We start from the raw sequence: 16,828 nt of genomic DNA, 5'->3' as shown, positions 1-16,828 counted from the left end.
AATTACTAGTACCTAGTTTTTATAAATTAAATAGCTTTTTTAGCATTTGTTGCTACTAATAATTTTGCTGCATGAGGCTTCAATTGTTTTACTGAATACTTTCCCTCTACAGTTCCTATTTCTTCTTCAGTCCAGAAATCTTTCAAATTTCCTTTCTTTATAATATCTACATCAATATCAATGGGTTCTTCTGTCCAATTGAATACATAATAGTATTGTGTATCACCTAAGTCAGTGACTCCTACTTCCAATTTTGAATTCTTAAATTTTGCTCCCTTACCTGTAGGTTTAAATAGTTTTTTTAGAATTCTAAAATCTTCATCTGTCATTAATTCAGCTTTATCACTGCTCAACGCAAAACCACCTACGGCATGGATAGAGGTAAGATGGAAAAACCACTCCTCTTTTGTTATTTCTGTTGGTTTAGCACTTTTAAAAGGACTATCTGCCACCTGAACAATACAGTCAGGGTCTGCATCCCATATTTTTTCGTTTTGCCAACAACGACTTAGGTTTTGAATAGCTAATTTTCTAAAGTTTGTCCACTTCCTGTTGATATCTGCACTCGTTCGTTGTGCCGAAACCAAACCCAATGAGGGCCAAATTGGAGCATTACAACCTAATACTACTGAGTTCTCATCACAACCTTTTAAGATGGCTTCCATACCTCTTCTATAAGCCTCAATTCGTGTAGCTGATTCATCATAAAAAGCCCCTTCTTGTATCGCTCCCCAATAATTCGCATCCAACTTAAAATAATTTACACCCCATTCTTCACGCATTGTCTTAAAGATATGAGTAAAGTGTTTCTGTACCTCTGGGTGTGTTCCATCCAAACAATACCATGGGCCTTCTCTCCAACCACCAAACGTTACCGTTTTAGAATTTAGCGGCTTCCCGTCTTTTCCTTTTACAAACCAATCTGGATGTTCTTTAAACACTCTAGATTCCTTTTGAGCAATAAATGGAGCCACCCAAATAGCTGGTTTAAAACCCTTTGCCGCGATGCCATCAATAGTTTTTCGAACGTCGCCATAAGCAGGGTTCGGATCTAACCAATCTCCCATATACGGTTGGTAACCATCATCCAGCTGAATGTATTCCATTTCAGGAACTTTCTTCGCGAAGATATCTAGGTTTTTCATCATGATTTCATCTGTGATATCTTCTTTGTAACAATACCAAGAACACCACCCAATGGGCATTGTCTCACTTTTCATAGCTGGGTGATTTTTCACAATCTCATCAGACATCTGATCGTACAAATCACCTTGATTTTCACCGTCTATAAAAATAAAGTCTTCTAGTGTCCAACTTTCTCCTGGTGCTAACTTCAAACCTTCTGCATCGATCGCCACATGCATTTGCTCATGATTATAAGCAATACGCCCAATAAATTTTTTACATGAAGTAAAACCCAACATAAAGTTTTCTTCTTCATCCACATTGATATTCAACAATCCATAAACAGTAGGTAGGTTTCTAAGCTCCTTCAATTTATAGTGTGATTTATCAGCGTTTGATCCAATATTTTTATGCTGTCCTAACGTTCCTCCATTTTGATGTAACATTTGAAACCCCTCCCCATAAACAGGTGAATTAGGATTAATACCATGTTTATTTAATGAAAAAAGAATTACTTCTTTGGGAAAGATATTTTCTTTACCTGTATTCTTTAATACAGTCTTACAAACATTGCCTTCCCAAGTTCTTTGTATTGTATAGTTTTTAGCATCAATGATTTTCCCTTCCTTATCTTCTATTACTGAAGGTGAGTTTTCTAATAGTTCTCTAAACTTAATTGCTTTAGGTGAAGTGTTCACTACATCGTTTTGCTCTTTAATACTTTTTGTATTACTGCACCCCGCAATAATCAAAGTAATAAACACAAAACATAAGAATTTAATAGTCTTCATACTTTTAATCAATTGATGTTTGTTTTATACGAATACAATGATGATGTAAATTTATTGATGTTATGATCCCTTATCTTTCAATTCTTTTCTCATTTCTTATCACACCTATTTTTATATACTAGACAACAAGGTTTATCATGCTCGGTTGATGGAAATGAGGAGTCGATAGTCTGAATTCTACATACCTCTACTTACTTTGGTGATTAAGATAAGCCACATATTGCAAAGTGAAATTTAATGGACTAAATCAAGAGACTATTCCATCGCTATTTCAATATTATTCTCCATCAAAAGATAGACCTTTTTTTATTGAATGAAATAAACCGGAATACTCATCAAAGGTATGTCATCATTCAGGTTATACTTAATAGATATATTTCATTTGATTGCTTAGAAATAAGCATTAGTAATGAAAGGTATAAGTGAATTGTATGATTAGAGGAAAGTGCTATCACATCAATAAATACAGCTTAAATCACTCATTTACAACACAAAAAAGAACAAAATTGACATTATTCTTATGTTCACGCCGGCTATTTAACAAATTGATTGGAAACCAATTAGAAAAATACCAACTTGCCAATTGAAATTTAAATTTTTTATACTGTATCAAATGACCAACTTCTATACGACTCGACTAGCTGTATTACTTTTTTTTGGGTGGTTAACTTCTTGTCAAAATACTAAAGAGACACATCTAACTGAGAATGATAATATCAAAGTGGATGTATTTTTTGATAGTGTATTCCTTGCCAATTTAGAACAAAGTCCAGAATCTTTAACTTTCCGTGGAGACAAACGTCTAAAAGACGAATGGGACGACTATTCTCAAGAAAAATTTTATCAAGAATTTAAAGATAAAAAAACAGCATTGCGAGAATCACACCGATTTGAGCAAATGAAATTATCTAGTGATAGAGCACTAAGCCTTTCTTTATTCCAAGAAGAAATTAAATTATCATTAGAAGGTGAACGTTACCACAATTATCAGTACCCTTTTAATCAGATGTATGGAGCACAAAGCCACGTTCCATCATTTCTAATTGGTTTTCATAGTATCACCACTAAAAAAGATGCTGAAGACTATATTTCAAGAGTAAAGAAAACACCCGATTATATTCAACAGCAACTTGACTTATCAAATACTGCAAGAGAACATGGATACACTCTTCCAAAGTATTTATATGCAAAAGTTCTTAGTGATTGCCAAAATCTAATTTCGGGTAACCCTTTAACAAAGAGTACAAAGAATCATCCATTAAAAGAAGATTTTGTTACTAAAGTTCAAACACTAGAATTACCAGATGCAGAAAGACAATTATTGATTGATCAATTCGATCATGCAATGGTCTATTATTTTGGTCCTACTTATAAAAAGCTGATTCATGAGCTTGAAAAACAACAAAAGGGTGCTAATCAAGATGCTGGAGTATGGAAAGTAAAAGATGGTGATGAATTTTATGCTTATTGTCTTAAAAATATCACTTCAACAGCTTTAACTGCAGAAGAAATTCATTTGATTGGATTATCTGAAGTAGAACGTATTCATCAAGAGATGAAATCCATTAAAACAGAAGTTGGCTTTGAGGGAACGCTTCAAGACTTCTTTAAGTTCATGAAAACTTCTCCACAGTTTTACTATGACAATACCAACGAAGGAAAAGAAAAATATTTAGCAGAAGCCACTTCTATCATAGATGCTATGAGAAATCGTTTGGATGAATTATTTATCACCAAACCCAAAGCTCCGATTCAAGTAAAAAGAGTGGAAGAGTTTAGAGAAAAAACAGCTGGTAAAGCATTTTATAATGAACCAGCCAAAGATGGTTCTAGACCAGGATACTATTATGCAAATCTATACGATACTAAACAAATGCCTATCTATGAAATGGAAGCCTTAGCTTTCCATGAAGGCATACCTGGCCACCATATGCAATTGGCATTAACACAAGAGCTAAGTAGTCTTCCAGAATTCAGAAAAGCTGGAAACTATACAGCTTACATCGAAGGATGGGGACTTTATTCTGAGTGGATTCCAAAAGAAATGGGATTCTATAAAGATCCTTATTCAAATTTTGGGCGTTTAGCAATGGAACTTTGGAGAGCTTGTCGTCTAGTTGTAGATACCGGTATTCATGCTAAAAGATGGACCCGAGAAGAAGCTATTGAGTATTATACTACCAACACGCCATCGGCATATGGTCAATGTGAGAAAATGGTCGACCGCCATATTGTAATGCCTGGTCAAGCTACAGCTTACAAGGTAGGAATGATGAAAATCCAAGAATTAAGAGATAAAGCACAATTGGAAATGGGAGATGCTTTTGACATAAGACAATTCCATGAAGTAGTATTAGGTAATGGCCCACTTCCATTATCTACCTTAGAAAAACTTGTCAACCAATATATCGGCACATCACATGCTCGTTAATTGAGAATATTTAGTTTTTAAGAAATGCTGTCTTATTTTTGAATATAGTACAAAAATAAGACAGCATTTTTTTATGAATAAAAGTCAGTATCTAAATAGTATCATTTTCTGTTTACTTATTACCTCTAAACTATTTGCACAAACACCTAATTTTATCAGTTCATTTGCTGAATATTTAGAGCAACAATCCGATAAGGAGAATTTCAAACAGGAATATACTTTTGATAACGCATATGAAATTATGCAAACCAAAGATGGAGAGATTAAAACTTTCTATTTGTACACTCCTACTCAAGGAAACTATTTCGGATTGTCACAAAAGGAAAGTGATAGTGAAGTAATGGTTTTTGATTTAGACTTAGAGAATATCATTACTTTTTGTACCGTTCAGGAAGAACCTTTTGCTATATGTGGGCCTTTTTCCTACTTCAATCAAATACAAAACGATAGCACCTCCTATCACTTCAAAAAAGACAAAAAACTTGATAAACCTTTTAACTATATTTTTCAAAACAATACTGTTGCTACTAAGGTTAACTTGACCAATGATAAAAAATTTAGAAATAATGGATTTAAAAAAGGATTTTGGATGATAATTCAAGAAACTAGTACTCAGGAAATACCACTTTATCAAAAAGGTGCTATTTTAGAAATAATGAAAACCGATAAAAATGGGAAACTAATTACTCATGCAAAAGCTAATTCACCAAAGACAATCAGCAAGGTTTTCTCTTTAACCAACAGAAAATTGATGGACTTTGGGGTATTGTCTGATATGTTAGAATCAGATTAAGCCCTTAACTTATAAAACACCTATGCTAGTAACATTCTTAATATCTTTATTAATTCTATTTCTTCTTGTAATATCAATTGGTATATATACGGTATATATGCCCACTTTTAACACCACATTCAATCAAGAGTTAGCCAATACAATTACACCAGATCACACCTTATTAAGAAAACATGTTGAAGCTTTATGTTCAACAAGTGAGTATCGTAATTACAAAAACAAGGGAGCTCAAAAAGAAGCCACAGATTATATACATACCACATTTGAAGAATATGGTTATGAAGTGAAGCTTCAAGAATTTGAAGCCGCCGGTGATAAATACATCAATTTAATAGCGTTTTATGGTGATCCTAACCTACCAAGAGTAGTTGTAGGTGCACATTACGATACTTTTGGAGACCAACATGGAGCAGATGACAATGCAAGTGGCATTGCCGGGGTACTAGAGATTGCTCGATTATTACAGCTACATAATCCGAACATAGACTTCTGTGTTGAACTTGTTGCTTATGCCAATGAGGAGCGACCATTCTTTACAACTAAAGGAATGGGTAGTTATATCCATGCTCAAAAAAATTATAAGGATAACATTGATATGTTGTTAATGGTATGTCTTGAAATGATTGGATATTTCGATGATAGCAAAAATTCACAAAGCTATCCGATTTCATCTTTAAACATGTTATATCCAAAAGAAGCCAATTTTATAGCATTAGTTGGCAATTTAGATAACCATAATACCGTTAAGAAGTTCAAGAGAGGACTACAACTCACCTCAAAAGTTCCAACGTATTCTATTAATGCTCCTTCATCAATTAGAGGGTTAGCCAATTCAGATCATAGAAACTACTGGAATTTTAAGCAAAATGCACTAATGGTGACAGACACCTCTTATTTTAGAAACCCTCATTATCATTTAAAATCAGACTTACCGGAAACTTTAAACTTTCAAAAAATGTCTGAAGTAGTAAAAGGTACTTTTTTTGCAATAACAGAAATCACACGTTAAACATATGGCCACTATGGAATATAAACAGTTATATAAAAGTGATTTTCAAGAAATCAGCTATAATGAAACCCATAATATTATAAAATCTTCTTGGAATACTCCAATAAATCTATCAGAGAAACTTTATAGAGAAGAATTGAACAAATATTTTGAGATTATTGAAGAAACTTCACCTCAATTAATTTTAGTAGATGCAATCCGTGCATATTACAAAATAAAACCTGATACACAAGAGTGGATCAACGAACGAAACATACAGATACACAAGAAGATAGAACTAAGAAAAATGGGTTGGGCCGTTTCTAGTGATTTATTTTCTCAAATTTCTTTTGAAGAAGCTCTAGATAACGTAAAAGACGAAACAGCCTTCCAATTGAACTATTTTGATGATATACTTGAAGCAGAAAAGTGGCTTTTAATTTAAAAATCTTTGATTAGTTATATTTTTCTCTTAAATTAGAACTTATTAACATTTACTGTTCACTTACTTTATTTCAACTACGATTAATTAAACTGACCGGATATGAAAAAATTTATTACCATATTCTCTATAATAAGCTCAATTGCATTACTTGCTTGTACCAAAGTTCACAAAACAAGTCCTGAAACGACTTATGATGATGAATTCAGAAAGCGCGAATCTGCTTTTTATTCTTTCAAGATGAAAACATTAAGTGGAGAAGTACTAGATTTTCAAACACTAAAAGGAAAAAAAATATTGATTGTAAACACAGCATCTAAATGTGGTTACACTCCTCAATACGAAGCACTACAAGAATTACATGAAAAATATAAAGACGATTTAGTTGTCTTAGGTTTTCCATGTAACCAATTTGGTGGCCAAGAGCCAGGTGGTAACAAAGAAATCGCTGAATTCTGTAAATTAAACTACGGGGTAACTTTCACAATGATGGAAAAAGTGAATGTCAAAAAAGGCGACGACCAATCTCCATTGTACAGATGGTTATCTGATCCGAGTGAAAATGGATGGAATGATGAAGCTCCAAGCTGGAATTTCTGTAAATATTACATCAATGACAAAGGTGAGTTGAAAGATTTCTTCAACAGCAACATTAAACCTTTAGATGATGAAGTAATCAAAGCTATCGCAAAATAATCTATTAAGATATTACATTAACCTCTATATATATTTAGATATGTATAGAGGTTTTTTATTTTTATAAATTATGGAACTGAATAAGAATTATTGGAAAAAGCATTACAAGGACAATGATACAGGTTGGGATATTGGTTACCCTAGTACACCCATCAAAGAATATATAGATCAACTGACAGACAAATCTATCAACATTTTAATACCAGGTGTTGGAAATGGATATGAATTAGAATATCTATGGAATCAAGGTTTCAAGAATGTCTATGCCATTGATATTACTGAAGAACCTATTAAAAGCTTTTTAGATAGAGTCCCTGATTTCCCTAAAGAACATTTGTTCTGTGAAAACTTCTTTGACGCTTCTATTAGCACAAAATTTGATCTAATCATTGAACAAACTTTTTTCTGTGCTCTAAATCCTAATTTAAGAGTACAATATGTTGAAGAAATGCATCGTTTCTTAAATAGCCAAGGAAAACTTGCTGGGTTGTTATTCAAATTTCCTTTAACTCAGGATGGCCCTCCTTTTGGAGGTTCTATAGAAGAATACCAACCATTATTCAGTAAATATTTTAGCATTGAGCAAATGGAAGATTGCTATAATAGTATACCACCTAGGCAAGGAAATGAGTTATTTTTTATTCTTAGGAAGAAATAATTGACCTCAATAATGAATAAACAGATAGGCATTAAAATATTATGGCTTGATCAATACGCAAAATTGAAAGAAGAGAACAAGCAACTCAATAATCAATTGAATGAAGCATTAAATTATACAAATGCTTTACTCAATGAAGAAGATCTTTCTTCTTTAGAAAAGCTTGAAAACTCTCCTCTCCTAGAAGCTATTGAAAAGGTTAAGGTTCAAAGAGAAAGACTTAAAGTCATAGAAAAAGAAAGAGAATGGGTTTCAAATGGATTAACCACTTTCGTTGATATTTTAAGAACATCACAGAGTAATTTAGAAGAACTTTGTGATAAGATTATCAACAGTTTGGTCCGCTATTTAAAGGTAACCCAAGGAGGTTTATTTGTGATCAATGAAAACATTGAGGAAAGAAAAGAACTTCAGTTAATCTCTGCCTATGCTTATGAACGAAAGAAATACATTAACAAGACAGTTAAACCTCGAGAAGGGTTAGTAGGTCAGGTTTTTATTGAAAAAAAACCAATGTATTTGAAAGAAATTCCTGAGCAATACATCAATATCACAAGTGGATTAGGTAAGGCCAGACCAACCAATTTATTTATCGCTCCTATGATGATGAATGAAGAAGTTTATGGCATTATCGAATTGGCTTCTCTAAACGAAATGCCAGACTATCAGAGAGAGTTTGTTATTAAACTTGGGGAAACAATTGCTTCTTCAATTGCAGCTACAAGGAACTCAGACCGAATGAAGTCCTTATTAGAAGATTCTCAAATTCAAGCAGAGCAAATGAGAGCTCAGGAAGAAGAGATGAGGCAAAATGTTGAAGAGCTACAAGCAACTCAAGAGGAGATGCACAGAAAGCAAAAAGAATTAGAAGCTACCAACGTAAAGATGCAACATAACGAAGCAGTCTTAAAGAAAGCTTTTGATAAAATGAGGACCTCTGAATCGACTTATAAAGAGCAAATCAAAGAGCTCAAAGAAAATTCAGATCAAAAAGCTCAAAGAATCGAAGAATTAGAACGTGAAATTGAGTTAAAAAACGAAGAAATTAAAAAATTAGGAGGTCAACTCTAAGATAAATACCAAACAAAGCATAGGTTATTGCAGATTCTAGCAATAACCTATTATTTTTGCCGTTGAAAAGTGTCTTTTCATTTTTCAACATTTTAGTTAAGTAAAAAAGAATAAAAATAACTGTGATTTTATCACGGTGGGCAAAAATAGCGATATATGAAAATCTCCTTAAATTGGCTAGGTAGCCTTGTGGATATAGAGGATAAAACTCCTCAAGAAATTGATGAACTATTAACAATGTCCGGCCTTGAAGTAGAAGGTCTTGAAGAAGTAGAAGAAGTAAAAGGCGGACTAAAGGGATTGGTTGTTGGTGAAGTATTAGAATGTGAGCAACATTCAAACGCTGATAAATTAAAGGTAACAAAAGTTGATCTAGGTACTGAAGAGCCTGTACAAATTGTATGTGGTGCTCCTAATGTAGCTGCTGGTCAAAAAGTAATTGTTGCCACTGTAGGTGCTGAATTATTCCCATCACCAACAGAAAGCTTCAAAATTAAAAAAGGTAAGATCAGAGGTGAAGTATCTATGGGTATGATCTGTGCTGAAGACGAAATTGGTCTTGGTACATCTCATGATGGTATCATGGTATTAGATACAGATCTTCCAAATGGTACTCCCGCTGCAAAGTATTTCAACCTAGAAAACGATCACGTTTTAGAGATCGGACTTACTCCTAACCGTGTAGATGGATCATCTCACTATGGTGCAGCTCGTGATTTGAAAGTATTGTTAGATCGTCCAATTAAAAGCGTTTCTCAAGAAGAAATTTTCAACAAGTTTGCAGTAGATAACAACAATGCACCTGTAAAGGTGAATGTTCAAGATACTGACGCTTGTCCAAGATATTCAGGTATTACTATTTCTGGTATTACTGTAAAAGAATCTCCAAAGTGGTTGAAGCAACGATTATCTTCAATTGGTTTAGCTCCAATTAATAATGTTGTGGATATTACCAACTTCGTTTTACATGAATTAGGTCAGCCTTTACATGCTTTCGATTTAGCTAAAGTAGGTAACGAGATCAATGTGAAATTTGCTACTGAAGGTGAAGAATTTATCACTTTAGATGAGGAGAAAAGAAAATTAAAAGGAAATGACTTGATGATTGCTAATGCATCAGAAAACATGTGTATTGCTGGTGTATTCGGCGGTATCGAATCTGGTGTAAATGATGCTACTACAAGTGTATTCTTAGAATCAGCTTACTTCCACCCAGATGTAATTAGAAAAACATCACAGCAACATTCAATCAAAACTGATGCTTCATTCCGTTTTGAAAGAGGTTGCGACCCTAACATGACAATCACTGCATTAAAATATGCTGCAGCATTGATCAAGGAGTTAGCAGGTGGTGAAATTTCATCTGAGATTGTAGATGTTTATCCTAAAGCTATTGAGAACTTCGTTATTGATGTCAAATTCAAAAACGTTGATCGTCTTATTGGACAAGCAATTCCACAAGAAAGAGTAATTTCAATCCTTGAAGGTTTAGATATTTCTATTTTAGAAAGAACAGAAGAAACTATTAAAGTTTCAGTTCCTCCATATAGAGTAGACGTACAAAGAGAAGCAGATATTATTGAAGAAATCTTAAGAATTTATGGTTTCAACAGTGTTGAACTAAGTGAATCACTTTCTGCTGATTTCCTAGCTTCATTCCCTAAGAAAGATAAGCAAATTCTTCAGAGAAAAGTGACTGAAATGCTTGCCGGTTCAGGTTGCCATGAAATCATGACCAACTCTTTAACAACAAGCAAGTACTCTACTGAACTTGGTGATTTAGACGCTGATAAAGATGTGAAAATCTTAAACATCTTAAGTGCAGACTTAGATGTGATGCGTCAATCGATGATGTTCAGTGGTCTAGAAGTAATTAATCATAACATCAGACGTCAACAAAAGAATGTACGTGTTTTTGAATTCGGTAAAACATACCACAAAGAAGAAAGTGGTTACGAAGAGAGAGAACATTTATCAATTTTTGTTTCTGGTACTTCTACAGATGAATCTTGGATCAGAAAAGCTACAGCATCTGATTTCCATACAGTTTCATCTTTGGTGGAGAAGATTTTTGACCGTTTAAACATCCAAGGTGTTTCTGTTGAATACATCAACAATGACACTGTGGCATACGGCTTGCAATATATAGCCCGTAAACAAGTAATCGCTACAGTTGGTTTGGTTAATCCAAAAGCTGCAAAACTTGCTGGAGTAAAACAAGAAGTTTTCTATGCTGATATCGATTGGTCTGCATTAGTGAAAATGTATAGTGCTGACTACAAATTCAAGGAAATTCCAAAATTCCCTGAAGTACGTAGAGACCTTTCTTTAGTATTAGACAAGAAAGCGACTTTTGCTTCAATTAAAGAAATTGCACAAAAAACTGAGCGTAAATTACTGAAAAACATCAACGTATTTGATGTGTATGAAGGTAAGCACTTATCGGCAGGTTTGAAATCGTACTCTGTAAGTTTCATCTTACAAGACGAGAATAAGACGTTAAATGATAAGGCTATTGATAAAGCAATGAACGGCTTAATCAAAGCTTTCGAAACACAATTAAATGCGGTAATTCGTAAGTAATTTCCACTATTACTTCTCCTTCTTGTTGAACAGGAAGGAGAAGGTATTTTTCACCAAGAAAGTATGTCAACTATCATCCCCAATTTAAGCGAAGAAGTAAAACTTCTAGTAGAAAAAGTTACTGCATTAAGTGCTTTATATGCTGATGCTCAACAAAAACTGGTTCACTATCAAGAAAATCAACAGGTGTTAGAAATGCAAGTTGATAATCAGATTGAGATTCAGGAACATAGTGATAAATTACAATCACTGATCGCAAAGGGGAATGAACAAATCAATAACCTGATGCTTGAAAAAGGGAAACTTCTTCAAGAAAGGGATGAGGCACAACAACTGACTGAAGGACAACAATCTGTCATCCAATTTTTAAACCAAGATATCGATCAATTACGATTATCCATTGAAGAAAAGGATGAAACTATTGATATATTTAATCAACAAAAAAGAGAGTGGATTAAAGAAAATCAAAAGCTTAAGGATGAAGTAGTTCAGTTGAGAGCAATGGCTGAAAAATACAACTCATTAAAAGCAGAAAATACTCGTTGTATATCAGAAAAAGAGGAATTATCAACAGAAATAGAACTTTTAAACGAAGAAATCGATCGATTATCTAAAAAATAAATCATCATTTTTCGTTAAATCACAAAAAATTCCAATTTTTAGAGTACATTTATTTTTATAAAGGGAATTTTACTTAAATCGTCAGTCAAAACGGTTTAATAGATATATTCGAACGATTAGATTTGTGCCTCTTACCCGAGGTAAATAACCAAAAAAACTTGCAGTGTAGAATGGGATTAAGGTCTCCTAAAGAAAGTATACAATTAAAACTTTGTGGTAAAGTATACAACGTAAAAGCCACCAAAACTGAAGAACACCTGCTGCTTAAAGCTGCAGATCTGTTGAATCACCTTCTTGAGGAAAAAAAGGCCATTTTACCAAACGCAGAAATTAAGGATCTTCTAACTATCACCGCTTTCGACTTGATTGTAAAATCAATGACAGAAAGAGACGAGTTACAAAATACAAATGATCGTTTGAAAGCATTAAACAAACAACTTGACGACATCTTACAGTAGATAAACACATTCCACTGATACGGTAGTTTCCTTTAGCTTATATATATATTTTAAACTGTAGTTTAAGAACTACGCACAGACATCTGTACGTACAAATGGATACAACCATAATTATAGCTTTAACAGCCGTTGGCTGTTTGGGCGCAGGTATTGGCATCGGAAGATTTTTGCTAGAAAAAGTGCTGAAGGGACTGGAAACAGAAGCAAAGGATAAAGCACAAAACATTGTTCAAGATGCAAAGAAGGAAGCTGAAAGCATCAAAAGAACAAAGCTGATCGAATCAAAAGAGAAGTTCTTAAAAATGAAACAAGACTTTGATTCTGAAACAGCAAAAAGAAGAAATCAGCTTAACGTAAACGAGAACAAATTAAAACAATTTGAAAATCGTTTAAAACAACAAGAAGCAAAACAAAAACAAAAAGAAGCAGTTATTGCTAAGCAAGTTGAATCTTTCAAAAAGAAAGATAAAGAAATGGAAGAGCGTTTCGAAGAACTTGCCTTGCAAAAAGAACTTACTTTTAGAGCTAAGGAAGAAGCAGAGCAACTACGCTTAAAACAAGTAGAACAACTTGAAAAAGTAGCTAACTTAAAAGCGGAAGAAGCTCGTGAACAACTTGTCGAAGCCTTAAAAGACGAAGCAAGAACAAAAGCCTCTATGCATATTAAAAATATCATGGAAGAGGCTAAAATGACTGCAACTAAAGAAGCTCGTAAAACAGTAATTACTACTATTCAGAGAACAGCTGCTGAACAAGCCATCGAAAACTGTGTATCAGTATTTAACCTTGAATCAGATGAATTGAAAGGTAAAATTATTGGTAGAGAAGGTAGAAACATTAGAGCTTTAGAAGCAAGTACTGGTGTTGAAATTATTGTTGATGATACTCCTGAAGCAATCATCATCTCAGGATTTGATCCTGTAAGAAGAGAAATCGCAAGAGTTTCATTACACAGGTTAGTAGCTGACGGTCGTATTCACCCTGCTCGTATCGAGGAAGTGGTGGCGAAGACAAGAAAGAACATCGAAGACGAAATTATCGAAATCGGTGAAAGAACAGTGATCGACTTAGGTATTCATGGTCTACACCCTGAATTAATTAAGTTGGTAGGTAGAATGAGATTCCGTTCTTCTTACGGACAGAACTTATTACAACACTCTAGAGAAGTTGCAAACTTAGCGAGTACTTTAGCATCTGAATTAGGCCTTAATGCTAAAGTAGCCAAAAGAGCTGGTTTACTTCACGATATTGGTAAAGTTTGGCCAGAAGAGCCTGAGGTTCCTCACGCTATTCTAGGTATGAACTTAGCGAAGAAATATGGTGAATCTGCCGATGTTTGTAATGCTGTTGGTGCTCACCACGATGAGATTGAAATGACAACACTTATCTCTCCTATCGTTCAAGCATGTGATGCTATCTCTGGTTCTAGACCAGGTGCTCGTAGAGAGATGATGGAATCATACATCCAACGTCTAAAAGAACTGGAAGGATTAGCAATGGGCTTCAAGGGAGTTCATAAGTGTTATGCAATTCAAGCTGGTAGAGAATTGAGAGTGATGGTTGATGCTGAAAAAGTACCAGATGCTGAAGCAGGACAATTATCATTTGATATTGCCAACAAAATCGAAACAGAAATGCAATATCCTGGACAAATTAAAGTAACAGTTATTCGCGAAACGCGCTCTGTTCACTTTGCCAAGTAGTTTAGGTATTAATTCAATATTTAAAGGTCGATCAATATACTTGATCGACCTTTTTTTGTAAATTATTTTTATGAGTGATGATAAAATAAGATGTTCATGGTGTTTAATAAGTGAACTTGACACAGAATACCATGACACGGAATGGGGAGTTCCAGAATATGATGATCAGAAGCTTTTCGAAATGCTTTGCTTAGAAGGAATGCAAGCAGGTTTAAGTTGGAGTACAGTCTTGAAAAAAAGAGAAAGGTACAGAGAAGTTTTTGATAAGTTTGATGCTTCTAAAATCAAAGATTATGATTCTAGTAAGGTAGAAGAACTTCTACAAGACAAAGGTATTATCCGAAATAAACTAAAAGTAAATGCTATCATTACAAATGCAAAAGCTTATTTGATAGTCCAAAAGGAATTTGGATCTTTTAGCAAATACATTTGGAACTTTGTTGATCATAAAATTATTCAAAACGAAGTCACTTCTAGAGATGAAGTCCTTTCTACTTCACCTATTAGTGATACAATGAGTAAAGATCTAAAAAAACGAGGATTCAAGTTTGTCGGCAGTACCATATGCTACGCTTTTATGCAAGCTGCGGGATTAGTTAATGATCACACTACAGATTGTTTTAGACACCAAGAACTATTGTAACCCATATTATGAAAGCCATTACCCTCTCTCTTCTTTTAATTTTCTCCTGCACAGTATTTGGGCAAAAAGCCGAAAGCGATTCTACCAAAAAAGAAAAAAACCTACAATTACTAGGTATACCTAACCTTGCGAATAATAAAGTCTTTGGTTGGGGTGGCGGTGCAAATATTGGGGCGTTTTATAAGTTAAATAAAAACGACACCATTTCACCTCCTTCCATGACCTTTATGCAAGCCATGTATTTTCAAAACTCGACATGGTGGTTGGCATTATTACAAGAAAATTACTTTTCTCAAGATAGATTCAGAAGTCGATTATTATTCTTTACTACAGAAGTAAATTTCCAGTTTTTTACAGATAATATTCTACCAAATATTCCCTCTACTATAGTTCCTTACCAAAATACTGTTTCTTCTGTTCAGGCTAGTTTTTCAACAAAAGTTTTCAAAAATGCATTTCTCGGACCTATTTACACTTATGGTATAAATAATTTATCATTCGATAACGATACATTAAACGAAATCCTTGAACTTGCTAATATTGGAGAGTTTGTAACCTCAGGGATTGGCCTTACTTTCGATTATGACTCTAGAGATAATATTTTCTCTACTACAAAGGGTTTTTATGCCAATGTATACTCTTTATCCTATTTTAATGGAATAGGCTCTGACGCTACTTTTACTGGGTTATATGGAGAATTCTCATATTTCCATTCATTCAGGGATAATATGATTTTAGCCTCTAAAGCAAATATTGCTACTCTATTTGGTGATGTACCCTTTTCAGAAGAAAATGTTATGGGTTTTGGTGGTACTCGTTTCCAAGATTTAAGAGGCTACAATAAAGGAGAATATCGTGGAGAACAATTGTATATAGCTCAAACAGAACTAAGATGGAGGTTTTATAAAAATTGGGGAGCCAACTTCTATTATGGCATGGGAACCGTATTTTCAGAGGGTAATGATATTCCATTTCTACCAGCCGGAGGTGTAGGCATTAGATATAGAGCTTCCAAACAATACAATATCAATATTGGTGTAGACGCAGCATGGGGTAAAAATGACAATGGATTTTACTTTTTAATTGGTGAAGCCTTCTAGTAAGGGTGCTCTTCTAAATTTAATGGCAATACAATTTTTTGTTCTACTGGTTTTCCATTTTGTACAGCTACCATCCATTTCGGGCAATCCCCTAATATTTTCAAGACTTGTTGATCAACGTCTTCACTTACACCTTTTATGATTTTTACATCATCCAAATTGCCATAAATATTCACAACAAATTGTACATATACTCTACCATGTCCTTCTCTATCTACTCCATGACTATGTAGTGCTCCATGAAACCAATTATAGAACTCCCCCATTCCCCCAGGGTAACTCGCTCCTACTTCAGCCATTTTGTAGATTTTTCCTGAAGTATCTTTTTCAGTATTCGCTTCTTTTACAATTTCATGTTTTAGAAGAAGCGATAATTCATCTGCATGCATTTTGAGTTCATCTGTCATAGGATAGTTGTACATATCTTCCACTTCTTTTTGAGCTTCGATATCTAAATCCAAATGATGGTGAGCAAGCGCTCTAATGTATTGCAATTCAGCAGTACTTCTTGGTAATAAAGAGATGATTTCATCGGTTTTAATTAATGCATGATCATAATCTTCTTTTTCTAGTAAATCGTAAGCATAGGCCACATACTCCTTTGAGATTTCTTCCGGGGTATGTTGAGCAAAAGAAAGTATTGGTAATAAGAGGAGTAAATAGATGTAAGTAAATTTCATTTTATGTAGGATGTATTTAATTCTATAACTATAAATATCAAATTT

General features: G+C 33.9%; 15 protein-coding genes. 13 read left to right on the top strand and 2 right to left on the bottom strand.

Annotated elements, in window-relative coordinates:
• Positions 1 to 26: 26 nt before the first annotated feature.
• The gene (locus HGP29_RS03090) at positions 27 to 1,916 is read right to left on the bottom strand and encodes a glycoside hydrolase family 36 protein (protein WP_168880862.1); all 1,890 of its coding nucleotides are present in this window, start codon (positions 1,914 to 1,916) and stop codon (positions 27 to 29) included.
• A gap of 613 nt (positions 1,917 to 2,529) precedes the next feature.
• On the opposite strand from HGP29_RS03090, the gene HGP29_RS03085 reads away from it, so the two are divergent.
• The 13 genes from HGP29_RS03085 (at position 2,530) to HGP29_RS03025 (ending at position 16,103) form a co-directional block, all read left to right on the top strand.
• Positions 2,530 to 4,347 carry a DUF885 domain-containing protein gene (locus HGP29_RS03085; RefSeq protein WP_168880860.1) on the top strand — a complete coding sequence of 606 codons (1,818 nt, stop codon included), beginning with the start codon at positions 2,530 to 2,532 and terminating at the stop codon, positions 4,345 to 4,347.
• A gap of 73 nt (positions 4,348 to 4,420) precedes the next feature.
• A complete protein-coding gene (locus HGP29_RS03080; RefSeq protein WP_168880858.1) occupies positions 4,421 to 5,140 on the top strand; it encodes a hypothetical protein in 720 nt (239 codons plus the stop codon).
• Positions 5,141 to 5,237: 97 nt separating this feature from the next.
• On the top strand, positions 5,238 to 6,149 hold the full coding sequence (locus tag HGP29_RS03075) for a M28 family peptidase (protein WP_168880856.1): 912 nt from the start codon (positions 5,238 to 5,240) through the stop codon (positions 6,147 to 6,149).
• 13 nt (positions 6,150 to 6,162) lie between these two features.
• A complete protein-coding gene (locus HGP29_RS03070; protein WP_168880855.1) occupies positions 6,163 to 6,573 on the top strand; it encodes a hypothetical protein in 411 nt (136 codons plus the stop codon).
• Between the two features lie 99 nt (positions 6,574 to 6,672).
• Positions 6,673 to 7,266: a glutathione peroxidase gene (locus HGP29_RS03065; RefSeq protein ID WP_168880853.1), complete on the top strand. Its 594-nt coding sequence runs from the start codon at positions 6,673 to 6,675 to the stop codon at positions 7,264 to 7,266.
• A gap of 70 nt (positions 7,267 to 7,336) precedes the next feature.
• Complete coding sequence (locus HGP29_RS03060) at positions 7,337 to 7,924, top strand: methyltransferase domain-containing protein (protein ID WP_168880851.1); 588 nt, start codon at positions 7,337 to 7,339, stop codon at positions 7,922 to 7,924.
• 12 nt (positions 7,925 to 7,936) lie between these two features.
• A complete protein-coding gene (locus HGP29_RS03055; protein ID WP_168880849.1) occupies positions 7,937 to 8,995 on the top strand; it encodes a GAF domain-containing protein in 1,059 nt (352 codons plus the stop codon).
• A gap of 156 nt (positions 8,996 to 9,151) precedes the next feature.
• Positions 9,152 to 11,578 carry a phenylalanine--tRNA ligase subunit beta gene (gene pheT, locus HGP29_RS03050; protein WP_168880847.1) on the top strand — a complete coding sequence of 809 codons (2,427 nt, stop codon included), beginning with the start codon at positions 9,152 to 9,154 and terminating at the stop codon, positions 11,576 to 11,578.
• Between the two features lie 63 nt (positions 11,579 to 11,641).
• Entirely contained in the window at positions 11,642 to 12,199 is a 558-nt protein-coding gene (locus tag HGP29_RS03045; protein ID WP_168880845.1) for a hypothetical protein, read from the top strand.
• A 170-nt stretch (positions 12,200 to 12,369) separates the two neighbouring features.
• Positions 12,370 to 12,657, top strand: coding sequence for a cell division protein ZapA (locus HGP29_RS03040; protein WP_168880843.1), 288 nt, complete (start codon positions 12,370 to 12,372; stop codon positions 12,655 to 12,657).
• 95 nt (positions 12,658 to 12,752) lie between these two features.
• Complete coding sequence (rny, locus tag HGP29_RS03035; protein ID WP_168880841.1) at positions 12,753 to 14,360, top strand: ribonuclease Y; 1,608 nt, start codon at positions 12,753 to 12,755, stop codon at positions 14,358 to 14,360.
• Positions 14,361 to 14,430: 70 nt separating this feature from the next.
• Positions 14,431 to 15,003, top strand: a complete 573-nt coding sequence (locus HGP29_RS03030) for a DNA-3-methyladenine glycosylase I (RefSeq protein WP_168880840.1) — start codon at positions 14,431 to 14,433, stop codon at positions 15,001 to 15,003.
• An 8-nt stretch (positions 15,004 to 15,011) separates the two neighbouring features.
• Entirely contained in the window at positions 15,012 to 16,103 is a 1,092-nt protein-coding gene (locus tag HGP29_RS03025) for a BamA/TamA family outer membrane protein (RefSeq protein WP_168880838.1), read from the top strand.
• On the opposite strand, the gene HGP29_RS03020 is transcribed toward HGP29_RS03025, so the two are convergent.
• The gene (locus tag HGP29_RS03020) at positions 16,100 to 16,783 is read right to left on the bottom strand and encodes an energy transducer TonB (protein WP_168880836.1); all 684 of its coding nucleotides are present in this window, start codon (positions 16,781 to 16,783) and stop codon (positions 16,100 to 16,102) included. The two genes, HGP29_RS03025 and HGP29_RS03020, sit on opposite strands and share 4 nt — an antisense overlap.
• Between the last annotated feature and the right edge of the window lie 45 nt (positions 16,784 to 16,828).

The sequence above is a fragment of the Flammeovirga agarivorans genome (genome assembly GCF_012641475.1).
In the GTDB taxonomy this organism is placed as follows: Bacteria; Bacteroidota; Bacteroidia; order Cytophagales; family Flammeovirgaceae; genus Flammeovirga; species Flammeovirga agarivorans.
The sequence above is the reverse complement of the archived record's forward strand: the minus strand, read 5'-3'. Positions and strand labels throughout refer to the sequence as shown.